The organism is Ramlibacter sp. PS3R-8 (assembly GCF_037572435.1).
Taxonomy (GTDB): domain Bacteria; phylum Pseudomonadota; class Gammaproteobacteria; order Burkholderiales; family Burkholderiaceae_C; genus Ramlibacter.
The window spans coordinates 237,231-261,477 of the sequence record NZ_JBBHGT010000007.1; the positions used below are offsets into that span (position 1 = coordinate 237,231).

The following is a 24,247-nucleotide window of genomic DNA, read 5'->3' on the forward strand; positions in this document are numbered from 1 at the left end:
CAGAAGGCGCAAAAGAAACCGAAGACATTTTCTTGGATGTTCTTCTGCGTCTTCTGCGTAACTTCTGCGACTTCTGCGTCCGGTTATCCGGCTGTCTGGTCTTCTACTTCGCTGTCGGCATCACGAACTCCGCGCCCTTGCCGATGCTCTCCGGCCAGCGCTGCATGATCGACTTCTGCTTGGTGTAGAAGCGCACGCCTTCCTCGCCATAGGCATGCATGTCGCCGAACAGGCTCTTCTTCCAGCCGCCGAAGCCATGCCACGCCATCGGCACCGGGATCGGCACGTTGACGCCCACCATGCCGACTTCGACGCGGCGCGAGAACTCGCGCGCGGTGTTGCCGTCGCGCGTGAACAGCGACACGCCATTGCCGTACTCATGGCTGTTCACCAGCTCGGTGGCTTCCTTCAGGTCCTTCACGCGGGCGCAACCCAGCACCGGGCCGAAGATCTCTTCCTTGTAGATCTTCATCTGCGGCGTGACGTTGTCGAACAGCGTGCCGCCGATCCAGAAGCCGGCGTCGCAGCCCGCGCCCGCCTTGGCGCCCTGGAACTTGCGGCCGTCCACCACCAGCTTTGCGCCCTCGGTCTCGCCCTGGCCGATGTAGCCGGTGATGCGCTGGTGCGCCGCGCTGCTGATGATCGGGCCCATCTCGGCGTCGAGCTCCACGCCGTTCTTGATCTTCAGCTCCTGCGTCCGCTTCGCGAGCATCGGCATGATCTTGTCGGCGGCATCCCCCACCAGCACGCCCAGCGAGATCGCCATGCAGCGCTCGCCGGCGGAGCCGAAGGCCGAGCCGATCAGCGCGTCCACGGCCTGGTCCATGTCCGCATCGGGCATCACCACCATGTGGTTCTTGGCGCCGCCCAGCGCCTGCACGCGCTTGCCGTGGCGCGCGCCGGTCTCGTAGATCTTCTGCGCGATGGTGGTGGAGCCGACGAAGGAGATCGCCTTCACGCCGGGGTGCTCCAGCAGCGCGTCGACGGCGTCCTTGTCACCCTGCACCACGTTGAACACGCCATCGGGCAGCCCGGCTTCCTTCAGCAGTTCCGCCATGCGGATCGAGGGCGTCGGGTCCAGCGGGCTCGGCTTGAGGATGAAGCAGTTGCCCGCGGCGATGGCCACCGGATACATCCACATCGGGACCATCACCGGGAAGTTGAACGGCGTGATGCCGGCCACCACGCCGAGCGGCTGGCGCATCGTCCAGTTGTCGATGCCGGTGGAGACCTGGTCCGTGTAGTCGCCCTTGAGCAGCTGCGGGATGCCGCAGGCGAATTCGACGATGTCGATGCCGCGCGTCACTTCGCCCTGCGCGTCGGTGAACACCTTGCCGTGTTCGGCGGTGATCATGCGTGCCAGTTCGTCGCGGTGCTTGTTCAGCAGCTCGAGGAACTTGAACATCACACGGGCCCGTCGAATGGGGGGCGTGTCGGCCCAGGCCGGAAATGCGGCCTGGGCGGCCGCGACGGCTTGCGCCACTTCATCGCTGTTGGCCAGCGCGACCTTGCCCGTCACCTGGCCGGTGGCGGGGTTGAAGACGTCGGAGCGGCGGCCGCCCTGGCCGGGGACGATGCGGCCGCCGATCCAGTGTTCGATGGAGGACAGGGAGGCGGACGGCCGGTTCTTGTCGGGAGCATTCATGGCAGGACTTCCTGGGGAGAGAAGGGCAGTCTAACGCGCCCCCGCAGGGGGGAGCCAGTCAGCGGGAATGCGGATCGGCATCGACAGCAGGATCTGCGCCATCCCCTTGCCGAGGGGGTCGTTGCGCAGCGATGCCATGCCGCCGCCGTCCAGCGCTTCGGTGCAGAGAAAATTCATCGCATGCAGGCCCGGCAGGTCGAAGCGCCGCACTTCGCCTGCCACCAGGTGGCCGAGCCAGGACTTCACGCGCGCCTCGGTGAGTTCGGCGCGCAGCTGCGGCAGCCACTCGGGGCGGCGGGCAATGACGCCGATGTTGGAATGGTTGCCCTTGTCGCCGCTGCGGGCATAGGCGACGCGGATCAATGGAACTTCCACCGTGGCGTGCTCGGCACCCATTCGCACCGGATCAGGCAGCGCGGCGGCGGGGGGCGGTACCGGCGGCTGGCCCATCGGGACGGCCACGGAAATCATCTTGGTGCCCATGCGCAACTGCGGTGCCACGTGGGACTTGTCCAGCAGGAAGGCAAACTGCCGGATCGCCGGCGCCGGACTGTGGCGGCCGCCGGCCCCCGTGGTGCCGGGCGACCAGCTGGTGCCGGCCGGCGCGACCTCGCGCGCGAACAGCTCCAACGCCTCCTTTTGCGGGTGCATCACGGCGACCTGCAACACCGCTTCGCGCACCTCCCGCGTCCGGGCCTGCGGGCCGTAGTTGGCCTGCTCCGATCCCAGCACCTCGATGTGGGTGCGCGTGAAAGGCAGCCAGCGCCGCTGCGCAATCAGTTCGCGCGTGCGCTGCAGGATCGCCTCGCCCGTGCGTTGCGCCTTGCGCGCCGCATCCATGCCCACGATGGTGAGCTGGGCGGTGCAGCGCCAGCCATCCATGTACGTGGCGGACACCTTGTAATGCGGCCCCGGCGCCAGGCCGCGCGCGCCGGTGACGCGCACCCGGTGCTCGCCCAGCTGCTCGAGGCGCACCTCGGAGAAGTCGCAGGTGACGTCAGGCAGCAGATAGCGGCGCGGATCGCCGATTTCATACAGCACCTGTTCGGCCACGACCGCCGTGTTGACCAGGCCGCCCGTGCCCTGCGGCTTGCCGACCACGAAGCTGCCGTCGGCTTCGCACTCGATCACCGGGTAGCCGATGTGCGCCCAGTCGGGCACCGCTTCCCAGTCCGTGTGCAGGCCGCCGGTGGCCTGGCAGCCGCATTCGATGACGTGGCCGGCCAGGCTGCCCTGTGCCAGCCGGTCGTAGTCGTCCTCGCTCCAGCCGAAGGCGTGCATCAGCGCGCCGAGCGTGACCGCGCTGTCGACGCAGCGGCCGGTGATGACCACCTGCGCACCGGCGTCCAGGGCCGCGCGGATCGGCAGCGCGCCGAGATACGCGTTGGCGGTCAGCAGGCGTTCCGGCAACGGCTGGCCGGACTGCAGCTCACGCACGCCTTGCTCGCGCAAGGCCGGCACCAGCGGCATCACGTCGTCCCCGGTGACGACCGCGATCTTCAGGGCGACGCCTTGTTCGGCGGCCAGCGCCTGCAGCGCATCGGCGCAGGCCTGCGGATGGACGCCGCCCGCGTTGCTGATCACGCGGATGCCCTTGCCGGCGACATCGCGCAGGATCGACTTCATCGTCACCTGCACGAAATCGGTGGCGTAGCCCAGTTCCGGGTTCTTGCCACGCGCCGCCGCCAGGATGGACATCGTGAGTTCGGCCAGGTAGTCGAACACCAGGAAGTCCACGTTGCCGTGCTGAACCAGTTGCGGCGCGCCGACGCTGCTGTCGCCCCAGAAGCCGGAAGCGCCGCCGATGCGGATGGTGCGGGTCACTGGACTACCCTCCGCGCTACGCGCTGCGGGATTCGCCTTGGGGCGGCCCGGCGGCTCATGCTCAGCGCCCCTTCCATTGCGGCTTGCGCCTTTGCTGGAAGGCGGCCTGGCCTTCCCTGGCGTCTTCCGTGAGGGTGAACAGGGCGATCTGGCTTTCGGTGAACGCCATCGATTCCTCGAAAGCCATCGTGTCGATCGCCTTCAGCGTGTACAAGCCGCGGCGGATGGCGGCCGGCGACTTGTCGGCCATTCGCGCCAGCAGCCAGTCCAGCCGCTGGTCCAGGTCGTCGTCCACGTAGTTCACCAGGCCCATCTCCAGCGCCTCGCTGCTGGTGATGCTTTCGCCGGTGAGGCACAGCTCCGCGAGCTTGCGCCGCGGCACCAGGTGCTGCAGCACCGTCAGCACCTGGGCCGGGAAGACCCCCACCTTCACTTCAGGCAGGCCGAACACTGCGTGCCGCGCCGCCACCGCCAGGTCGCACATCGCCAGCAGCCCCATGCCGCCGGCCATGCAGGCGCCATTGACGCGCGCCACCAGCGGGACGTGGCTGGCACGGGCGCGCCGCAGCAGCCGGGCGAAGTGGCCGGTCGGGTCGGAGTAGTCGGTGGTGAAGGCCTGGGCCGACTGCAGGTCGGCGCCGGCGCAGAAAGCCTTCTCGCCGGCGCCGGTGATCACGATCGCGCGCACGTCCCGGTCGGCCTGGGCGGTGTCGATGGCCTGGGCCATCCCGGCGAGCACGGCGTGGCTCATGGCGTTGCGGCGCTCTTCGCGGCGGATCGTCAGCCACAGGGCAGGCCCGCGCCGCTCCACCCCCAGTTCGTCGTCGTTCGCCATGGCAGGACCTCCTTCGCTGGCGTTATACCGCCCCGGCCCCTTCTCCTACACGACAGGAAGTGGCTCTGCCGTTAGGATGGGCGGCTCCCCAACCATGACCGACGCCACGCCCCGTTTCGAACGAGAGCCAGCGCCCGGCGGCGCCGTTCGCCTCCTTGGCGACTGGACGGCCGGCCAGTTCGCCCGTGCCCGGCTCGTCCCGGACCTCGAACGCGACCTCCCAGCGGACCGCGCGACCCTGTGGGACCTGCGGGAGGCGGTGGTCGACCACGTCGGCGCGCAGTTGCTGTGGAAACAGTGGGGCCAGCGCTGGCCCGAGAACGTGGAGCTGTTGCCCGCGCAGCGGACCATCCTGGAACGGGTGGCGCAGTTCACCGGCAAGCGGCAACGGCGGCCCCGCCTCGGGTGGGGGGACAGGTTCCTCGAGTTCGGCGCCAGCCTGCTGCGCGGCCTGGGCCACCTGACGGGTTTCATCCAGCTTCTGGGCCGCCTCACCCTGGACTTGCGGGAGCTGATCCGCCGCCCGCAGAACGGGCCATGGCGCGATTTTTCCGGCCACCTGTACCGCATCGGCGCCACAGCGTTGCCGATCACGGCTCTCGTGGGCGGGCTGATCGGGGTGGTGCTGGCCTACCTCACCTCGCAGCAGCTGCGCCAGTTCGGAGCCGATGCCTACATCGTGGACATCCTGGGCGTCTCGCTGGTGCGCGAGCTCGGGCCGATGCTGGCGGCCATCCTGATCGCGGGCCGCAGCGGATCGGCCATCACGGCGGAGATCGGCGTCATGCGCGTGACGGACGAACTGGATGCGATGCGGGTGATGGGCATCTCCCACACGTACCGGCTGGTGATGCCCCGCGCGATGGCGCTGGCCATCGCCATGCCGCTGATCTCCGGCTGGACCACCTTGGCGGGGCTGCTGGGCGGCATGGTGGCGGCCGACCTCTCGCTGGGCATCAGCCCGATCTTCTTCCTGAACGCATTGCCTTCCGCGGTGAGCGTGCAAAACCTCGTGCTGGGCATGTCCAAGTCCGTGGTGTTCGGCGTCCTCATCGCGTTGATCGGTTGCCACTTCGGCCTGCGGGTGGAGCCCAACACCCAGAGCCTGGGGCAGGGCACGACGGCCTCGGTGGTGACGGCGATCACGGTGGTGATCCTGGTGGACGCCCTGTTCGCCGTGCTCTTCAGCCAGGTGGGAATGTGATGGCCGGGGAAAAAGAAGGCATCGAGGTGCTGCCGGCGCAGGGGCCGATGGTGGAGATCCGCAAGCTGTCGTCCATCTTCAACATGCCGGACCGGCGCGTCGTCATCCACAAGAACCTCGATCTCACCGTGGAACGCGGCGAGGTGCTGTCCATCGTGGGCGGCTCCGGTTCCGGCAAGACGGTGCTGCTGCGGCAGATCCTGGGGCTGGAGCGGCCGGCGGCCGGCGAGGTGCGCATCATGGGGCAGCCGCTGCAGAACCTGTCCCGGCGCGGCGCGTCCAGCCGCATCGGCATGCTGTTCCAGCATGGCGCGCTGTTCTCTGCCTTCACGGTGCTGGAGAACATCGCCTTCCCGCTGCGCGAACTGAAGACCTTGCCGCACCGCGTGGTCGAAGAGGCGGCGATGGTCAAGCTGCAGATGGTCGGCCTGAAGCCGGGCGACGCCGAGAAAATGCCGTCGGAGCTGTCCGGGGGCATGATCAAGCGGGCGGCGCTGGCGCGGGCCCTCATCATGGATCCGCCGCTGCTGCTGCTGGACGAGCCGACGGCCGGGCTGGACCCGGACAGCTCCGACGGCTTCGTGCAGCTGCTGCGGTCGCTGCACCGGGACCTGGCGCTGACGGTGGTGATGGTGACGCACGACCTGGACACGCTGTTCGAGCTGTCCAGCCGCATCGCCGTGCTGGCGGAGCAGCGCGTGATCGTCACGGCCCGGCCGCGCGACGTGGTCGCCTTCCGGCATCCGTTCGTGGAGGACTTTTTCCTGGGAGAACGCGGCCAGCGGGCGATGGAACTGCTGCGCGAATACCCGTTTGCCATCTGAAGTCGAGGAAAGGGTAAAACACACACCATGGAAAACAAGGCCCATGCCCTCGCTGCGGGCATCTTCGTCGCGCTACTCACCGCGCTGGTGCTGGCACTCGCTGCCTGGCTCACGCGCGACACCGCTGCACGCGACAAGTACGAGATCACGACCCGCGAGACCGTCAGCGGCCTGCAGGAGCAGGCGCCGGTGCGGTTTCGGGGCGTCGACGTCGGCAAGGTCAAGGACATCGGGTTCGACCCCAAGGTGCCCGGCAACGTTCTGATCCGGCTGGAGGTGGACCGCGAAACGCCGCTCACCCGCGACAGCTTTGCCATGCTCAGCTACCAGGGCGTGACCGGCTTGGCCTTCGTGCAGCTGTCCGACGACGGCAAGCCCGCGCCCCGCCTCGAGCCCAACGACGAAGTGCCGCCGCGCATCCCGCTGCGTCCCGGCCTGCTGCAGCGCATCGAGGAAAAAGGCGAGGTGATCCTGGACCAGGTGCAGAAAGCCACCGAGCGCGTGAACACGTTGCTGGACGACACCAACCAGAAGCGCATCGCCGCGGCCCTGGAAAACATCGCCCGCGCCTCCGAAAGCGCCAACCAGTTGGCCAAGAACCTGGACACAACGGTCACCCGCCGGCTCGACCCGGCGCTGGCCGAGGCCACGACCACCCTGCGCGGGGTTCAGAAGGCGTCCGAGCAGGTGGGCGTCGCCGCCACGCAGTTCGGCGTCACCGCCACGCAGTTCGGCCAGACCGCACAGCGCCTCAACGCCCCGGGCGGTCCGTTCGATCGCCTGTCCGAAGGCACGGAGGCGCTGTCCAGCGCCGCTGAAAACCTGAGTGTCTCGACCCTGCCGCGCGTGAGCCGCGCCTCGGACGACACGAGCCGCGCCGCGCGCACCCTGAGCCGCACGCTCAATGACTTCAGCGACAACCCGCAATCGCTTTTGTATGGCGACGGCAAGGCGCTGCCGGGGCCGGGCGAGCCCGGGTTCCAGGCGCCAGGGGGCCGCCGATGATGCGCCGGCTCCTGTGCCTCGGCCTGCTGTCCGTGCTGGCGGCGTGCAGTGCATTGCCGGACAAGCCGGCGCGCCAGACCGTGTACGACTTCGGCCCCGCGCCGGCCGCCACTGCGGGAGGCGCCCCGTCACGGCCAACGCTGCTGCTGGGGGACATCGAAGTGAACGCCGCGCTGGAATCCACCTCGCTGCTCTATCGCCTGGCCTACGACGACCCCTACCAGCTGCGTGCCTATGCCCTGGCGCGCTGGTCGGCACCGCCGGGGCATCTGCTGGCGCAGCGGCTGCGCACCGTGCTGGGCCGCGATCGGGCGGTGGTGGACGAGATCGCCTCCGCGACGCTGGCGCGGCGCCCTGGCAGCGTGCCGCTGGTGCTGCGCGTGCAGTTGGAGGAGTTCAGCCACCGCTTCGACTCCGCGAGCGACAGCAAGGGCGTGTTGCGGCTGCGTGGCACATTGCTGGAAAACACCCCGGCCGGCGAGCGCTTCGTGGCGCAACGCAGCTTCGCTGTGGAACATCCGGCCCCCACCGCCGATGCAGCAGGCGGGGTGCGGGCCCTCACCGCGGCGGCCGACACCGCGGCGCGCGACATCGCGGCGTGGCTGGAGCAGCGTTAGTGGCCGGGACGCTCCAGGAACAGATGCAAGCCGCGGGACTGGAGATCCTCGGCGCCTGCGAGCGCCTGTCGCAATGGCCCGGACTGGTGCAGCAGACTCCCTTGTTGCAGGATTTCTCCAGTGCGGAGGTGGACGTGTTGGGCGCCCTGATGCTGCACGTGCGCGCGCAGCCCGGGCAGATGCTCATCGTCGAAGGCGACTCCAACGACTGGATGATGCTGCTGCTGAATGGAACGGTGGACGTGGGCAAGCGCATCGGCCCTGAGGCCGCGCCCGAGGAGCGCGGCGACAACACGCGGCTGGCCGTGCTGCGCACCGGCGCGGTGCTGGGCGAGATGTCCATGTTCGACGGCGAACCGCGCTACGCCAGTTGCTGGGCGCTGAGCACGGTGGAAGCCGCGGTGCTGGATCGCGCAGCCGTGAGCATGTTGATCCGCTCGCGTCCGGAAGTCGGCGCCAAGTTGCTCGTCAAGCTCACGCAACTGCTCGCCCAGCGGCTGCGCAACACCAGCGGACAGCTGGTCAAGGTGCTGCGCCAGCAAGTCGCGTGAGCAGCGCCGCCTACAGAGGAGACACTTCATGTTCCGTGCCCTGGTCCTGGAAAAGGAACCCGAATTCCGCGCCGGCGTGCGCGAGGTCGACGACGACTTCCTGCCCGAAGGCGACGTCACCGTGGCGATCGAATATTCGACGCTCAACTACAAGGACGGGCTCGCCATCACCAACCGGTCTCCGGTCGTGCGCAGCTGGCCGATGGTGGCCGGCATCGACGGGTCGGGGAGCGTGATCGAAAGTTCCTCGCCCGCGTGGAAGGCCGGCGACGCCGTCGTCCTCAACGGCTTCGGCGTCGGCGAAACGCACAAGGGTTGCCTGGCGGGCAAGGCGCGGCTGAAAAGCCAATGGCTGGTCCGCCGTCCCGCCGCATTCGACGCGCGGCAGGCGATGGCCATCGGCACGGCGGGCTACACCGCCATGCTGTGCGTGCTGGCGCTGGAGCGCCACGGACTGCGCGCCGGGGACGGCGAGGTCCTGGTGACGGGCGCCACGGGCGGCGTCGGTTCGGTGGCCGTGGCGCTGCTGCACAAGCTGGGACACCGGGTGGTCGCCGCAACGGGCAAGGCCGCGGAAGCGGAGTACCTGCGCACCCTCGGCGCCGCCGGCGTGATCGACCGCGCGGAGCTGTCCGCCCCCGGCAAGCCGCTGCAGAAGGAGCGCTGGGCAGGCGTGGTCGATGCGGTCGGCAGCCACATCCTGGCCAACGCGTGTGCGCAGGTGCGCTACGGCGGCGCGGTGGCGGCCTGCGGCCTGGCGCAGGGCATGGACCTGCCGGCGAGCGTGGCGCCCTTCATCCTGCGCGGCGTGGCGCTGCTGGGTGTGGACAGCGTGATGGCGCCGATCCACCTGCGCGAACAGGCCTGGCTGCGGCTGTCGCGCGACCTGGACCCGCGCCTGCTGCAGGCGATGAGCACGGAGATCGGCCTCGACGAAGCCGTTGCCGCCGCGCAGAAGTTGATGGCGGGGCAGGTGCGGGGGCGTTACGTGGTCCGCACGACGTAGACCCAGGCTGGCGGTGAGCGCGCAGCAGAACTCCGGCAACTAACGTGGTCCCCGGGACTCCCGCCGCGCGATCCAGATCGTCGAGGCGCAGATCACCACGCCGCCGATCAGCGTGGAGCGGCTCGGTTCGTCGCTGAAGGCCAGCCAGCCGATCAGCGTCGCCCACACCAGGTCGAGGAACTTCACCGATTGCGTGGCCGAGATGTCCGCCGCGGCATAGGACCGCGTCAGGCAGTAATGCCCCGCGCTTCCGAGGATGCCGCACAGCAGGCACAGGAGCCACTGCGCAATGGTCGGCGCCTGCCAATGCCACAGCGCCAGCGGCAGGCTGAACAAGGCCACGGAGATCGACTGCCACAACACGATCACCTCGGTGCGCTCGTAGCGGGTCAGCGCCTTCGTCATGAGGAAGGACGCCGCGAACACGGGAGCGGATGCGAGCATCACCAGCGTGTAGATGCCGCCGCCGCCCGACAGCTTGGGCGCCACCACGATCAGCACGCCGGCCAGCCCGATGGCGGCCGCCAGCCAGCGCTCCCAGCGCATCGGTTCCTTGAACACCAGCACCGCGCCCAGCATGATGAAGATCGGGCCGGTGAAGCCGATGGCGGTGGTGTCCGCAATGGTGATGTGCGGCACCGCGATGAACCACAGGCACAGGCCGATGGTGTGCACGCCGCCGCGCGTGAACTGGCCGGCCAGGTTCTGCGGCCGGCACGCGGCCAGGCCGGCGCGGGCCACCAGCGGGAGCATCACCGCCAGCCCCAACGCGTAGCGCAGGAACTGCACCTGGAAGGGGTCGAGCACCTGCGACAGCCCGCGCATGATGGAGTTCAGGACGACGAACAGCAAGCCCGCGGCCGCGGACCACAGCAAGGCATGCGTGGTGGCGTGCAGCCGCGAGAAGCGCCACTGCGCGGCAAGCGCATGGCGGGCGAACAAGGTGCGGCGCGTGGGCATCGGCGGGTCACTATAGGGCGGAAACGCGAAACGCGAACGAAAGCAGGCGCGCTGACACCCACGCGACGCGCAGGGCAAACCGTCGCGCCTATGATGGCCGGGTCTTCAGGGCGGGGTGGAATTCCCCACCGGCGGTAAGTGGCGCAAGCCGCGAGCCCGCGAGCGCGCGACGTTCCCCGTGAACGCCGTGGTCAGCAGATCCGGTTGAATGCCGGAGCCGACGGTCACAGTCCGGATGAAAGAAGATTCGCGCGCATCCGTGCGCGCGATGTGCGTGCGCTCGTCCGCAAGGACAGGCGTGCGCGTTCTTGCCGCCTTGGAGCGTTTTTGTTCAACAACAGGAGCGTTTCATGACCACTGCCATCCTCGAACCCGCCGGCGCCATTGCGCTGGCTCCCTTCTCCGACATCCTTGCCGCGGTCGCCGCCGGCCGGCCGGTGCTCGTGCTCGACGACGCCGACCGCGAGAACGAAGCGGACCTCATCGTCGCCGCCGAGCGCATCACGCCGGCCTCGATGGCCCTGTTGATCCGCGAAGGCAGCGGCATCGTCTGCCTTTGCATCCGGCCGGACCGCGCCGACGCATTGCGGCTGCGCCCGATGGTGGAAGTCAACCGGTCGCGCCATGCCACGGCCTTCACGCAATCGATCGAAGCCGCGCACGGCGTGAGCACCGGCGTGTCGGCAGCGGACCGCGTGCAGACCATCCGGTGCGCGCTGCGCTCGACCCTCGAGCGCAGCGAGATCGTCAGCCCCGGCCACGTCTTCCCGCTGGTGGCGCGGGCCGGCGGCGTGCTGGAGCGCCAGGGCCACACGGAGGCGGCGGCAGACCTGGCGGAGCTGGCCGGCTGCGAACCGGCGGGCGTGCTGTGCGAGTTGATGAATGCGGACGGCAGCATGGCGCGCGGCGAGCAGGTCAGCGCGTTCGCGCAGCGGCACGGCCTGCTGTGCACCACCGTCGAAGCCGTTCGGCAATTTCGGCTGTCGGGCCTATGAAACGAGGTTGGCGATGCCGGCCGACACATGCCCCGACGGCACGTGCAGGGCGGCGTGCGCCACGTGCCGCGTCTGGTCGTCGAAGAAGAAATCCGGTTCGAACTCGCGCAGGAACTCGCCTTTGGGCAGCCCGCCCAGGAACATCGCTTCGTCCACCTGGATGTTCCAGTCCATCAGCGTGCGGATCGCCCGCTCATGCGCCGGCGCGCTACGGGCGGTGACCAGCGCCGTGCGGATGCGCATCTGCGCGTTGGCGGCTTGTTGCAGGCGATGCAGCGCCAGGAGCAGCGGCTTGAACGGGCCGCCGGGCAGCGGCTGCGCGGCCTTGGTCAGCTCGTGCTGCTGGAACGCTTCCAGGCCCTGATTCTGGAACACGCGCTCGGCCTCGTCGGAGAACAGCACCGCATCGCCGTCGAAGGCGATGCGCACTTCCTTCGGGTAGTTCACGCTGGCGAGCACGGACTCGGTCAGCACGCGGGCCGCGGGAAAACCGGCTGCGAGCGCGCCGCGCACGTCGTCGGCGTTGGTGGACAGGAAGAGGGTCGCCTTCAGCGGCCGCAGATAGGCGAACGGCGAGCGCCCCTGCGTGAAGACGCCGCGCTGCAGGTCGATCCCGTTGGCCTTGGCCGAGCGAAACACCCGCATGCCCGACACCGGGTCATTGCGCGAAAGCACCACGACCTCCACGCGTTGTGCCGAGGTGTCATTGAAAGCCAGCAGCTTCTTCACCAGCGAGAAGGCGATGCCCGGCCGCGCCGGCTGGTCCAGCCGCTGCAACTGCATCTGCATGTAGCCGGCCGCGTCGCCGCTTTCGAAGACGCGGTTCTCTTCCTCGAAGTCGAACAGGGCGCGCGAGGAGATCGCCACCACCAGCTTGTCGTCGAGGGAAACGGACGCCATGCCTTATCTCACGAACTGGTTGAGCTGGATGATGGGCAGCAGCACCGCCAGCACGATCAGCATGACCACCAGCCCCATGCCGACGATCAACAGCGGCTCCAGCAAGGTTGCGAACTGCAGGGCGCGCCGCTGCACCTCCGCCGACAGCTGCTTGGCCGCGCGCTGCAACATGGACGGCAGCTGGCCCGTCTGCTCGCCGAGGCGGGCGAACATGCCCAGCAGGCCGGGGAAGCGCTTCTTCTGCGCCAACGCCGAGTACAGCGGCGCGCCTTCACGCACCAGCACCAGCGCGTCCAGCGCGTCGGCGCGCATTGCCCGGTTGCCCAGGGTTTCGGCGGCCGCCTGGAGCGCCTTGAGGATCGGCACGCCCGCGCCCGCCAGCATGGCCAGCGTGCCGGCAAAGCGCGCAGCGTTGTAGCCGCGCGAGAGGCGTCCCACCAGCGGCAGGTTCAGCCAGCCGGCGTCGAAACGTTCGCGGAAAGCCGGGTTGCGCAGGGACAGGCGCAGCAGGACGAACGCGCCGAACAGCACCACGAGCATCGCAAGGCCCCAGCTGCGCAGGAAGGCGCTCAGCCCCAGCATCAGGACGGTGAGGAAGGGCAGGGCGCGCTTGCTGCCGGCGAAGACGTTGGCCACTTGCGGCACGACGTAGGTCATCAGCAGCAGCACGATCACGATGGCGACCACGGTGACGATGGCGGGATACAGGGTGGCGGCCATCAACTTGGCATTCAGCGCCTGGCGGTCTTCCAGGTCATCGGCCAGCCGCTCCAGGACGGCGCCCAGGTGCCCGGTCTGCTCGCCCGCGCCGACCACCGCGATGTAGATCTCGGAGAATTCTCGCGGAAAACGCGCCAGCGCCTTGGCGAAGGGCGAGCCCGCGTTCACCTCGGCCCTCAGCGCGGCAACGAGGTGATGCTGCTGTTCGTTCTCGGCTTCTTCCGCCAGTGCGGTCAGCGCGCGCTCCAGCGTCAGGCCCGAGCCGACCAGGCCCGCCAGCTGGCGCGTCCAGACGGCGAGTTCGGTGGCGCTGAAGATGCGCCGGCGGAACAGCACGGCGTTGGCGCCGGCGCCGGCGTTTTCGCCGGTGGACACCGGCCGCACTTCCAGCGGCACGAGCGAGCGGCCGCGCAGCATCCCGCGCGCCGCCTTGGCGGTGTCCGCATCGATCACGCCTTTCTGGGTGGCGCCCTCCGCGTCGAGTGCCTCGAATGCGTAAGCTGGCATGCGGGGATGATACGGGTACGCCCCGGCGGCCGCTGCCTTGCCTGCGGCGGCGGCCTACACGCTGCCGCCCCGTGCCGGGTTAGCTTGGAGGACAACGAACGGGAGATTGCTCATGCAGACACCACCAGGCGTGAAACCGGACCGCATCGACGTGGACGACCAACAGGCCGCCGCGCAATGGGCCAGGAAACTCGACACCACGGTCGAACAATTGCACGACGCCGTGAAAGCGGTGGGTGACAAAGCGGCCGACGTCGAGATGCACTTGAAGGGCGCGCGCAGCACCACGAATTCCGACCGCGTCAAGGAACTCGGGGGCTGAGGCCCCCGCTACGGCGCCTTGCTCCGCTAGCATCGCGCCATGCGCTCCCCCCTGCCGACCGCCCTGCCCGGTTGCGTGCTGCGCCCCTGGCGCGCTGCGGACAAGCCGGAACTGATCGCGCAGGCGAACAGTCGCGCGGTGTGGCGCAACATGACGCACACCTTCCCGCATCCGTACACGCCGGAGGACGGCGATCTCTGGCTCGCGATCGCCGCCAATCCGGGCGCCAGCCTGCAACTGGCGATCGAGGTCGACGCCGGCGTGGCGGGCGGCATCGGCGCCATCGCGGGCGAGGGCATTTTCCAGGCGACGGCGCAGTTCGGCTACTGGCTCGGTGAAGCGTATTGGGGCCGCGGGATCGCCAGCGCCGCCGCGCGAGCGCTGGCCGACCACGTGGGGGCCGAAGGCTTGTTCGCCCGGCTGGAAGCCCAGGTGTTCGAATGGAACCCCGCCTCCATGCGCGTGCTGGAGAAGGCTGGGTTCGCGCGCGACGCCGTGCTGCGCTGCGCGGCCACCAAGGACGGCCGGCTGATCGACACCGTGCTGTATTCGCGCGTCTTTCCTAACCCCTGAAGCGGGGCAGCAGCGACAGCGCCGTGGTGCGCTCGATCATCGCCAGCGCGGCGGCATCGAAGGTGCCCGCCTCGCGCAGCCCTTTCACGTGGTCGAACGCCGTCCGGTAAGGGTAGTCGGTGCCGAAGACGATCTGCGACGTCGGGATGATCCTGGTCAGCGCCGACATCGCCGACGGATTCGCCGTCTGCGCGGTGTCGTAATAGAACCGCCGCAGTTCCGGCAGGACACCCTCGGGAAAGAGCGCAGCCGAACTGGGCACCAGGATCGGGTTGCGCACGAAACGCTCGACCAGGAAGGGCATCGTTCCCCCCGCATGGGAGAAGATCCACCGGATGTCGCGAAAGCGCCTGGCGTTGCCGTTGAACAAGACCGACGCGATGGTGCGCGTGGTGTCGGTGCCGAACTCGATCATCACGGGCTGGACGTTGGCCTGCAGGTTGCCGCAGCAGTTGGCTGCCGTCGGGTGCGTGTACACGACCGCCTTGCGCCGGTTCAGTTCCTCCATGATGGGGAAGTACGACGGATCGCCCAGCCACTTGTCGCCATAGCTGGTGAGCAGGCCGATGCCGTCGGCCTTGAGCACGTCCAGCGCGTAGGCGATCTCGGCCAGGCTGCCCTCGGTGTCCCGCATCGGCAGCGCGGCGAAGAAGCCGAACCGCCCGGGGTGGTCCCGAACCAGCTGCGCCTGCCATTCATTGCATTCGCGCGCCAGCCGCCGGCCCGCGGCCACGTCCATGTCCTGGAACACGACGCCGGGTGTGGTGATGGACACGACGGAGGCCTGCACGCCGCCGCGGTCCATGTCCGCCAGCGACTTCTCCACCGACCAGTTGATCGCCAGTCCGTCGATGCCGCGTTGGCGCGCGACCGCCAGCCACGCCGGCGGCGACGCATGGTGATGCACGTCGATTCGCCGGCCTGCCCCGAGCGCCATCGCCGGAGGTTGCGAAGTGCCGGGCGTCGAGCACGCAGCGAGCGCCGCGCTGCCGAGGGCCCCGAGCAGGAAGCCGCGCCGGCTGGTGCCCGGGCTGCAATCGGTGCAATGGCGCAGGCGGGCCTGCAGCGGCTGCGAATCTTCCATGGATCTGTCTCCTGCTTTTGTTGGGAGGTGCACGCGACTCTAGGCAGCAAGCGGGCCCTGTCAACGGGGCAAGCCGCCTTCCGAAGCCGCGCCGACGGGTGTTGCCTGGTCGCAACGCGTGTTGACGAGTTGAGACATTTTTCCTGTCTAAACAGGTACTTACGTCGACAATTTCGACCATTGCTTAAGGTGACTGACGGTAAAACACCTTAATGCTTTCGAATCGGCAGACACTGCCGCCGAGTTCGCAAGGATGGGCATGAGCAATGTTGACGCGCCACTGAGGCTGGCCGCTGCGGCCGGGGCCACCGCCCCGCGCCCGGGCATTGCCGACGCGTTGCGGATCGACCCCTTGCTCGACTGCCTGGTCGAACTGACCCGCATCCACGGCCGTCCGGCCAGCCCCGCAGCGCTGTGCGCAGGCTTGCCGCTCGGAAAAGAGGGCCTGACACCTTCCCTGTTCGGCCGCGCGGCCCAGCGCGCCGGCCTGGCCACGCGGGTGATCTCCAAGTCGCTGGCGCAACTCGACGCCGCGCTGTTCCCCATCATCCTGATCCTGCAAGGCAACCAGGCCTGCGTGCTGGCGCGCTGGAGCGCCGACGGGGCCAGCGCCGAGGTGCTGATGCCCGAAGCGGGCGAGGGCTCGGTGACCCTGGCGCGCGAGGAGCTCCAGGCGCGTTACGCCGGCTACGCCATCAGCGCGCGACCGAAGTTCCGCTTCGACGCCCGCACGCCGCAATTGATGAACCTGCGGGACCGCCACTGGTTCTGGGGCGCGGTGGCCGAGCAGATGCCTCTGTACCGCGACGTGCTGGCGGCGGCCCTCCTGATCAACGTGTTCGCGCTGGCCATGCCCTTGTTCAGCATGAACGTGTACGACCGCGTGGTGCCGAACTTCGCGGTCGAAACGCTGTGGATGCTGACCATCGGCCTGCTGCTGATCCTCGGCGTCGATTACCTCGTGCGCCTGATGCGCGGCTACTTCGTCGACCTGGCGGGCAGCCGGGTGGACATCAAGCTGTCCGCGCTGATCATGGAGCGCGTGCTGGGCATGAAGCTGGCCGAGCGTCCGCCTTCGGTGGGCGCTTACGCGGCGACGCTGCGCTCCTTCGAGGTGGTGCGCGACTTCATCGCCTCGGCCACCGTGACGGCGGTGGTGGACCTGCCCTTCGCCATCCTGTTCCTCATCGTCGTGGCGCTCATCTCGTGGCCGCTGGTGTTCGCGCCGATCGTCGGCATCCTGCTGGTGGTCGCCTACAGCTGGGTGGTGCAGGCCCGCATGCACAAGCTGTCCGAGACCACGTTCCGCGCCGCCAGCATGCGCAACGCCACGCTGGTCGAAGCGCTGACCACGCTGGAAACCATCAAGGCGCACGGCGCCGAGCGCGTGATGCAGGCACGGCTGGAAAGCACGGCGGCCTTCCTGTCGCGCAGTTCCGCGCAGCAGCGCCTGCTGTCTTCGTCCGTCAGCAACGGGGTGATGACGCTGCAGCAGGGCGTGAACATCGCAATGATCGTGGGCGGGGTCTACCTGATCAACTTCGGGCACCTGTCCATGGGCGGCCTGATCGCCTGCACCATGCTGGGCGGCCGGGCGATGGGCCCGCTGTCGCAGGTGGTGGGCCTGCTGATGCAATACCACAGCGCCAAGATGGCGCTGCTGTCGCTGGAGACGACGATGGAGGCGCAGCGCGAGCGGCAGGAGGAGAGCCGCTTCGTGCACCGGCCACGGCTGGCGGGCGACATCGTCTTCAAGGACGTGCACTTCGCCTACCCTGGCCGCGACGACGAGTGCCTGCGCGGCGTGTCGCTGCGCGTGCGCGCCGGCGAGAAGGTGGTGGTCATCGGCCGCATCGGGTCCGGCAAGACCACGCTGCAGCGCCTGATGCTCGGCCTGTACCCGCCGTTGAAGGGCACCATCACGGTGGACGGCATCGACCTGCGCCAGATCGACCCGGCCGATGTGCGCCGCAACATCGGCTACGTGGCGCAGGAGCCGATGCTGTTCTACGGCACCCTGCGCGACAACATCACCATCGCCGCTCCGCATGCGGACGACGCCGCGGTGCTGGCGGCGGCCGAGGTCGCCGGGCTGGCGCCCTTCGTCAATGGGCACCCGCAAGGCTTCGACATGCTGATCGGCGAGCGCGGCGAGACGCTCTCCGGTGGCCAGCGCCAGGGCGTGGCGATCGCGCGCGCCGCGCTGCTGGACCCGCCGGTGCTGTTGCTCGACGAACCGACCGGCGCCATGGACTATGCCTCCGAAGCGCAGTTCAAGGACCGGCTGCGCGCCTTCTCCCAGGACAAGACGGTCGTGATCGTCACGCACCGCAGCAGCCTGCTGGACCTGGCCACGCGCGTCATCGTGCTGGACGAGGGCCAGGTGGTGGCCGACGGTCCGCGCGAGCAGGTGCTGGGCGAGCTCAAGGCCGGCCGGGTGGGGAAGGCGTCGTGATGTTCGCCAGCTTGCGCGGCGCGCTGCGCACCTGGCGTGGCGAGGCCGAGGCGCCGCCGGAGCCCGGCTTCGCGGCCGACGCCGCCCGTGCCGAACTGGACCAGGAGCCGCTGCGCGCGCGCTGGCTGCTGCGGGCTTTCTGGCTCACGCTGGCGCTTGGCCTGGCCTGGGCCAGCTTCACCAAGGTGGACGAGATCACGCGCGGCGAGGGCCGCGTCATTCCCTCCAAGCAATTGCAGGTGCTGCAAAGCCTGGACGGCGGCGTCGTCTCCGAGATCCTGGTGAAGGAAGGGCAGGTGGTGGAAGCCGGCCAGGTGCTGGTCAACATCGACACCACCCGCTTCGACTCCTCGGTCGCGGAGAACCGCTCGCAGTACCTGTCGCTGCTGACGCGGGTGGCCCGCCTGAAGGCGCTGGCGGACGACACGGCCTTCGTGGCGCCGCCCGAAGCGGTGGCACAGACGCCGAAGACGGCGGACGCGGAACTGCAGGCCTACCAGGCCGCGCGTTCCGCGCTCGCGGCCCAGCTGTCGGTGGCGGAGCAGCAGCTTGCCCAGCGCCGCCAGGAGATCGCCGAGGCGCAGGCCAAGCGGGAGCAGGCGGCCAAGGCCTACCAGCTCACCGCCCAGGAACTGGCTTACACGAAGCCGCTGATCGCCAGTGGCGCGGTGTCGGAAGTCGATGTGCTGCGCCTGGAACGCGAAGCCAGCCGCTTCCTCGGCGAGCGCGACATCGCCGCAGCCCAGATCTCCAAGGCGCAGTCGGCGATGAGCGAAAGCACCCGCAAGATCCAGGAAATCACGCTGCAGTTCCGCAGCGAGGCGCGCAAGGAGCTGTCGGAAAACCTGGCGCGCCTGAATGCCAGTGCGGCCGGCAGCGCCGGCCTGGCCGACAAGGTGGACAAGTCCGTCATCCGGTCGCCGCTGCGCGGCACCGTCAAGAAGCTGTACGTGGCCACCGTCGGCGGCGTGGTCCAGCCGGGCAAGGACATCGTGGAAGTGGTGCCGCTGGAAGAGACGCTACTGCTGGATGCGCGCGTGCTCGCCAAGGACATCGCCTTCCTGCGGCCTGGCGCCAAGGCCATCGTCAAGTTCACCGCCTATGACTACACGATCTACGGGGGGCTGGAAGGACGGGTCGAGATGATCGGCGCCGACTCCGTCACGGACGACAAGGGCAACACGTTCTACATGGTTCGCGTGCGGACCGGCAAGTCGCAGCTGGCCCAGGGGCTGCCCATCATTCCCGGCATGGTCGCGGAGGTGAACATCCTCACCGGCCAGAAGTCAGTGCTTGCCTATCTGCTCAAACCCGTGATCCGGGCCCGGCAGTCGGCGTTCACGGAGCGTTGAATGCTGCAAAAGTGTGCAGCGCGGGCCGTCCGTCCCCGACCGGAGAGCGCTGTGGCTTGTAACGTGTAGATACACTTTTCGTTATCGAGGATGTCGTTGAGGAGCAGATGGAACCGCGCGTCGTAGGGACGGTGGTCATGGTCGAAGGTGTGGTGCTGGCCCGGTCCGAGGACGGGCGACAGCGCCAGCTGAAGGTCGGTGACCGCGTATTCGAAGGGGAGGTCATCGAGACGATGGCGGCCGCCCTGGTCGAGCTCGCCTTCGCGCAGGCAGGCCGCTTCGTGCTCCGCGCCGGGGAAAGCGTCACCCTCGGCGCCGCCCTCTTCGACAGCCTGCTCGCGGACAACGAAGCGGAGCGCGGCCAGCTGCTGGCCCGCACCGGCGAACGCACGCGGACCGGCTCCGTCGACACCGAAGGGACCGGGGAAGAAGAAAACAACGAAGGCCGTTCCATCCTGCTGGACCGCGTCCGGTTCGACGACGGCCACGGCTTCATCCGCCTGGACCGCGTGAACGAAAGCCTGGGAACTGCGGGACCGGACGGCCTGCCGCCCACGGGCCGGTCCCCGATCTACGGCGTGGAGTACGAAGCGCCGGACACCCCGGTCACCCCGATCCATCCCGTGCCGCCCGTGCCGCCCGTGGTGGTGCCTCCCGCGGCGCCGGTGGCCCTGGACGACCGGGCGAGCACGCGCGAGGACACGGCCGTGGCCATCGCCGTCGGCACGCTGCTGGCGAACGACAGCGACGCCGACGGGGACGTGCTCACTGTCGTTTCGGTGGGCTCGCCGATCGGCGGAACCGTGGCCATCGTCGGTGGCACCATCGTCTTCACGCCCGATCCGGACTTCAGCGGCACCGGCAGCTTCGTCTACACCATCAGCGACGGCAACGGCGGCACCAGCACCGCGACGGTCACGGTCGATGTGCAACCGGCACCTGACGCGCCCGTCGCAGCCGACGACCGGGTTCGCACGAACGAGGACACGCCGCTGACCATCGGCGCCGGCACGCTGCTGGCCAACGACAGCGACGCCGACGGCGAAGCCCTCGCCGTCACCGGCGTCTCGGGCGCCACGGGCGGCAGCGTCAGCATCGCCGGCGGCAACATCGTCTTCGTGCCGACTGCCGACTTCACCGGCGCCGGCAGCTTCACCTACACCGTCACGGACACATCGGGGCGCACGTCGACCGCGACGGTGGTGGTGGACGTCGTTCCCGTGCAGGACCCGCCGGTGGCGACCGCCGACAACCTGGCGACGACGGAAGACACGCCCGTCACGATCAGCGCTGCGAGCCTGCTGGCCAACGACGCCGATCCGGACAGCGGCGACGTGCTGCACCTGCTGTCAGTGGGCGGCGCCGTCGGCGGCACCGTGGCGCTGGCGGGTGGCAACGTCACCTTCACTCCGGCGCCCGACTTCACGGGCATCGCAAGCTTCACGTACACGATCGGTGACGGCAACGGTGGCAGGTCCACGGCGACCGTCACGGTCGACGTTGCGCCGGTGCAGGATCCGCCGGTCGCCCGCAACGATGCGTTGACCACGGCCGAAGACACGCCGTTGACCATCCCGCCGGCCACCTTGCTGGGCAACGACACGGATCCCGAGGGGGATCCGCTCACCATCACCGCCGTCGGTTCAGCCGTCGGCGGGACGGTGGCGCTGGTGGGTGGCAACGTGGTGTTCACTCCGGCAACCGACTTCAGTGGCGTCGGCAGCTTCACCTACACCGTCAGCGACGGCCAGGGCGGCACCGACACCGCCACGGTCACCGTGAATGTCACACCGGTGCAGGACGCGCCGGACGCGCGCCCCGACACGGTCTCCACGACCGAGGACACGCCGATCACCATCGCGCCCGCCACGCTGCTGGGCAACGACCGGGACGCCGACGGCGACACGCTGGTGATCACCGCCGTCGGCGGCGCCGTCGGCGGCACGGTCGCCCTGGTGGGCGGCAACGTGGTCTTCACGCCGGCCCCCGACTTCTTCGGCACCGGCCGCTTCAGGTACACCGTTAGCGACGGCAACGGCGGCACCGATACCGCGGTCGTCTTCGTCGACGTGGCTGCGGCGCAGGAACCCCCGGTTGCCACGGCCGACGCATTCAGCACCGCGGAGGACACGCCGGTCATCATGACGGTGGCGTCCCTGCTGGCCAACGACACGGATCCGGACGTCACCGACACCTTGACGGTCACGGGCGTCTCCAATCCCGTGGGTGGCACCGTCACGCTGGTGGGCGGCAACGTCACCTTCACCCCGAGCCCGAACTTCACGGGCACCGCCAGCTACGACTACACGGTCAGCGACGGCAACGGTGGAACCTCCACCGCCACCGTCACGGTCACCGTCACGCCGGTGCAGGACCCGCCGAACGCCCGCAACAACGTGGTGGGCACCACGGAAGACACGCCGATCACCATCGCCCCCGGCACGTTGCTGGCCAACGATACGGATCCGGATGGCGACGTCCTGGCGATCACTGCCGTGGGCGGCGCGATCGGCGGCACGGTCGCCATCGTGGGCGGCAACATCGTCTTCACGCCGAACCCCGACTTCACGGGCGTGGGCAGCTTCACCTACACCGTGAGCGACGGCAACGGCAATACCGATACCGCCATCGTCAGGGTCAACGTGGCGGCTGCCCAGGACCCGCCGACCGCCAGCGCGGACAGCTTCAGCACGGCGGAGGACACGCCGGTCACGATGACCACGGCTTCCCTGCTGGCCAACGATAGCGATCCCGACGGGGGTGACACGCTCACGGTGACGGGCGTCTCCAATCCGGTCGGCGGCACGGTGTCGTTGGCGGGCGGCAACGTGGTCTTCACGCCTGCCGCGAACTTCACCGGCACCGCCACCTTCGACTACACGATCAGCGACGGCCGTGGCGGCACCTCGACGGCCACGGTGACGGTGAACGTCACGCCGGTGCAGGACCCACCGAACGCGGTGAACGACGTCGCGACCACGGTCGAGGACACGCCGATCACGATCGCGCCCGCAACCCTGTTGCTGAACGACAGCGACCTGGAAGGCGACACGCTGACGGTCAGCGCCGTCGGCTCCGCGGTCGGCGGTTCCGTGGCCATCGTCGGCGGCAACGTCGTGTTCACGCCGGCTGCTGATTTCACCGGCGCGGCGACGTTCCAATACACGATCAGCGACGGACAGGGCAACACGGACACGGCCACGGTCACGGTGAACGTGACGCCGGTGCAGGACGCGCCGACGGCCAACCCGAACGCCTTCAGCACGGCGGAAGACACACCGGTGACGATGACCGTGGCTTCGCTGCTGGCCAACGACACCGATCCCGATGCGGGCGACACGCTGGTGGTGGCGGGCGTCGCCAACCCGGTGGGCGGCACGGTGAGCCTGGCGGGAGGCACCGTCACTTTCACGCCGGACCCGAACTTCACGGGAACGGCCAGCTACGACTACACGATCAGCGACGGCAACGGCGGCACCAGCACGGCCACGGTGACCATCAACGTCACGCCCGCGCAGGACGGGCCGTCGGCCAACAACGACGTGGCGGCCACGACGGAGGACACCCCGGTGTCGATTCCGCTGGCGTCGCTGGCTGCCAACGACACCGACCCGGACGGCGACACGCTGACGGTGACCGCCGTGGGCAACGCTGTCGGCGGCACGGTCGTGATCGTGGGGGGCAACGCGGTGTTCACGCCGGCCGCCGACTTCGTGGGTGCTGCGACCTTCGAGTACACGGTCTCCGATGGCAACGGCGGCACCGACACCGGCACCGTCACGGTGACCGTCACCGCGGCGCAGGACGCGCCGACGGCGAATGCGAATGCGTTCAGCACGGCGGAAGACACGCCCGTGACCATGACGGTTGCCTCGCTGCTGGCCAATGACACGGACCCGGACGCCGGCGACACCCTCACGTTGACCGGTGTCTCCAATCCGGTGGGGGGCTCGGTCAGCCTGGCGGGCGGCAACGTGACCTTCACGCCGGACCCGGACTTCACCGGCACGGCGACGTACGACTACACGATCAGCGACGGCAACGGCGGCACCTCCACTGCGACGGTGACGATCAACGTGACGCCGGTGCAGGATGCGCCGACGGCCAACAACGACACGGCCAGCACCACCGAGGACACGCCGGTCAGCATCTCCCTGGCCACGCTGTCGGGCAACGACACGGACCCCGATGGCGACGTGCTCACGGTGACGGCAGTGGGCAGCCCCGTGGGCGGCACGGTGGCGATCGTCGGCGGCAACGCGGTCTTCACGCCGGCCCCGAACTTCGTGGGGGTGGCGACCTTCGAGTACACGGTCTCCGACGGCAACGGCGGCACGGACACCGCCACCGTCACGGTGAACGTCACGGCGGCCAACGATGCGCCCACCGCGAACGACGACGGCTTCAGCACGGCGGAGGACACCCCGGTCGTCATGACCACCGCTTCGCTGCTGGCCAACGACAGCGACCCGGACACGGGCGACACGTTGAGCGTGACCGGTGTCGGCAACCCGGTGGGCGGAACGGTCAGCCTGGCGGGCGGCAACGTCACCTTCACGCCGAACCCCAACTTCACGGGCACGGCCAGCTACGACTACACGGTCAGCGACGGCAATGGCGGCACGAGCACGGCCACCGTCACGGTCAACGTGACGCCGGTGCAGGATGCACCGACGGCCAACAACGACACGGCAACCACGATCGAAGACACGCCGGTGGCCATCTCGCTGGCGACCCTGGCCGGCAACGACACCGATCCGGACGGCGACACGCTCACGGTCACGGCGGTGGGCAATCCGGTCGGTGGCACGGTCGTCATCGTCGGCGGCAACGCGGTCTTCACGCCCAACCCGAACTTCACCGGTGCT

The 24,247-nt window shown here is 69.1% G+C and carries 19 protein-coding genes and 1 riboswitch; of the genes, 12 read left to right on the forward strand and 7 right to left on the reverse strand.

What is annotated here, in order from left to right; genetic code table 11:
- Nucleotides 1-103: 103 nt before the first annotated feature.
- The 3 genes from WG902_RS20940 to WG902_RS20950 form a co-directional block, all read right to left on the reverse strand.
- On the reverse strand, nucleotides 104-1,645 hold the full coding sequence (locus WG902_RS20940) for a CoA-acylating methylmalonate-semialdehyde dehydrogenase (protein WP_340062149.1): 1,542 nt from the start codon (nucleotides 1,643-1,645) through the stop codon (nucleotides 104-106).
- A gap of 30 nt (nucleotides 1,646-1,675) precedes the next feature.
- A complete protein-coding gene (locus WG902_RS20945; protein ID WP_340062150.1) occupies nucleotides 1,676-3,469 on the reverse strand; it encodes an acyclic terpene utilization AtuA family protein in 1,794 nt (597 codons plus the stop codon).
- 61 nt (nucleotides 3,470-3,530) lie between these two features.
- Entirely contained in the window at nucleotides 3,531-4,304 is a 774-nt protein-coding gene (locus WG902_RS20950) for an enoyl-CoA hydratase-related protein (RefSeq protein ID WP_340062151.1), read from the reverse strand.
- A gap of 94 nt (nucleotides 4,305-4,398) precedes the next feature.
- Here WG902_RS20950 and WG902_RS20955 point away from each other — a divergent pair, with 94 nt between their 5' ends.
- Genes WG902_RS20955 through acuI form a run of 6 tightly spaced genes read left to right on the forward strand, consistent with a single transcriptional unit; the run spans nucleotide 4,399 to nucleotide 9,511 of the window.
- Entirely contained in the window at nucleotides 4,399-5,508 is a 1,110-nt protein-coding gene (locus tag WG902_RS20955; RefSeq protein ID WP_340062152.1) for an MlaE family ABC transporter permease, read from the forward strand.
- Nucleotides 5,508-6,332 (forward strand): ABC transporter ATP-binding protein, encoded by an 825-nt coding sequence (locus tag WG902_RS20960; RefSeq protein ID WP_340062153.1) that lies wholly within the window; start codon nucleotides 5,508-5,510, stop codon nucleotides 6,330-6,332. The genes WG902_RS20955 and WG902_RS20960 overlap by 1 nt, the downstream gene beginning before the upstream one ends.
- Before the next feature lie 27 nt (nucleotides 6,333-6,359).
- Entirely contained in the window at nucleotides 6,360-7,337 is a 978-nt protein-coding gene (locus WG902_RS20965; protein WP_340062154.1) for an MlaD family protein, read from the forward strand.
- Nucleotides 7,334-7,954 (forward strand): ABC-type transport auxiliary lipoprotein family protein, encoded by a 621-nt coding sequence (locus tag WG902_RS20970; RefSeq protein WP_340062155.1) that lies wholly within the window; start codon nucleotides 7,334-7,336, stop codon nucleotides 7,952-7,954. Before WG902_RS20965 ends, WG902_RS20970 begins: the two co-directional genes overlap by 4 nt.
- A 23-nt stretch (nucleotides 7,955-7,977) precedes the next feature.
- Nucleotides 7,978-8,505: a Crp/Fnr family transcriptional regulator gene (locus WG902_RS20975; RefSeq protein WP_340062156.1), complete on the forward strand. Its 528-nt coding sequence runs from the start codon at nucleotides 7,978-7,980 to the stop codon at nucleotides 8,503-8,505.
- Nucleotides 8,506-8,533: 28 nt separating this feature from the next.
- A complete protein-coding gene (gene acuI, locus WG902_RS20980; RefSeq protein ID WP_340062157.1) occupies nucleotides 8,534-9,511 on the forward strand; it encodes an acrylyl-CoA reductase (NADPH) in 978 nt (325 codons plus the stop codon).
- Nucleotides 9,512-9,550: 39 nt separating this feature from the next.
- On the opposite strand, the gene WG902_RS20985 is transcribed toward acuI, so the two are convergent.
- On the reverse strand, nucleotides 9,551-10,471 hold the full coding sequence (locus WG902_RS20985) for a DMT family transporter (RefSeq protein ID WP_340062158.1): 921 nt from the start codon (nucleotides 10,469-10,471) through the stop codon (nucleotides 9,551-9,553).
- Between the two features lie 97 nt (nucleotides 10,472-10,568).
- A riboswitch (FMN riboswitch) is annotated at nucleotides 10,569-10,722 on the forward strand.
- A 99-nt stretch (nucleotides 10,723-10,821) separates the two neighbouring features.
- Here WG902_RS20985 and ribB point away from each other — a divergent pair.
- A complete protein-coding gene (gene ribB / locus WG902_RS20990) occupies nucleotides 10,822-11,466 on the forward strand; it encodes a 3,4-dihydroxy-2-butanone-4-phosphate synthase (RefSeq protein ID WP_340062159.1) in 645 nt (214 codons plus the stop codon).
- Here the strand turns inward: ribB and WG902_RS20995 are convergent.
- Nucleotides 11,461-12,366: a 5'-nucleotidase gene (locus WG902_RS20995; protein ID WP_340062160.1), complete on the reverse strand. Its 906-nt coding sequence runs from the start codon at nucleotides 12,364-12,366 to the stop codon at nucleotides 11,461-11,463. The genes ribB and WG902_RS20995 overlap by 6 nt on opposite strands.
- Before the next feature lie 3 nt (nucleotides 12,367-12,369).
- Nucleotides 12,370-13,593 carry a type II secretion system inner membrane protein GspF gene (gspF, locus tag WG902_RS21000; RefSeq protein WP_340062161.1) on the reverse strand — a complete coding sequence of 408 codons (1,224 nt, stop codon included), beginning with the start codon at nucleotides 13,591-13,593 and terminating at the stop codon, nucleotides 12,370-12,372.
- Between the two features lie 112 nt (nucleotides 13,594-13,705).
- Here gspF and WG902_RS21005 point away from each other — a divergent pair, with 112 nt between their 5' ends.
- Nucleotides 13,706-13,915 carry a DUF3606 domain-containing protein gene (locus tag WG902_RS21005; protein ID WP_340062162.1) on the forward strand — a complete coding sequence of 70 codons (210 nt, stop codon included), beginning with the start codon at nucleotides 13,706-13,708 and terminating at the stop codon, nucleotides 13,913-13,915.
- A 39-nt stretch (nucleotides 13,916-13,954) separates the two neighbouring features.
- On the forward strand, nucleotides 13,955-14,488 hold the full coding sequence (locus WG902_RS21010; RefSeq protein WP_340062163.1) for a GNAT family N-acetyltransferase: 534 nt from the start codon (nucleotides 13,955-13,957) through the stop codon (nucleotides 14,486-14,488).
- Here the strand turns inward: WG902_RS21010 and WG902_RS21015 are convergent.
- Nucleotides 14,478-15,572 carry an amidohydrolase family protein gene (locus WG902_RS21015; RefSeq protein WP_340062164.1) on the reverse strand — a complete coding sequence of 365 codons (1,095 nt, stop codon included), beginning with the start codon at nucleotides 15,570-15,572 and terminating at the stop codon, nucleotides 14,478-14,480. The genes WG902_RS21010 and WG902_RS21015 overlap by 11 nt on opposite strands.
- Before the next feature lie 259 nt (nucleotides 15,573-15,831).
- On the opposite strand from WG902_RS21015, the gene WG902_RS21020 reads away from it, so the two are divergent.
- The 3 genes from WG902_RS21020 to WG902_RS21030 form a co-directional block, all read left to right on the forward strand.
- A complete protein-coding gene (locus WG902_RS21020) occupies nucleotides 15,832-18,027 on the forward strand; it encodes a type I secretion system permease/ATPase (protein WP_340062165.1) in 2,196 nt (731 codons plus the stop codon).
- Complete coding sequence (locus WG902_RS21025) at nucleotides 18,027-19,379, forward strand: HlyD family type I secretion periplasmic adaptor subunit (RefSeq protein ID WP_340062166.1); 1,353 nt, start codon at nucleotides 18,027-18,029, stop codon at nucleotides 19,377-19,379. The genes WG902_RS21020 and WG902_RS21025 overlap by 1 nt, the downstream gene beginning before the upstream one ends.
- 107 nt (nucleotides 19,380-19,486) lie before the next feature.
- A partial coding sequence (locus tag WG902_RS21030; RefSeq protein ID WP_340062167.1) for an Ig-like domain-containing protein occupies nucleotides 19,487-24,247 on the forward strand: 4,761 nt, incomplete at its 3' end.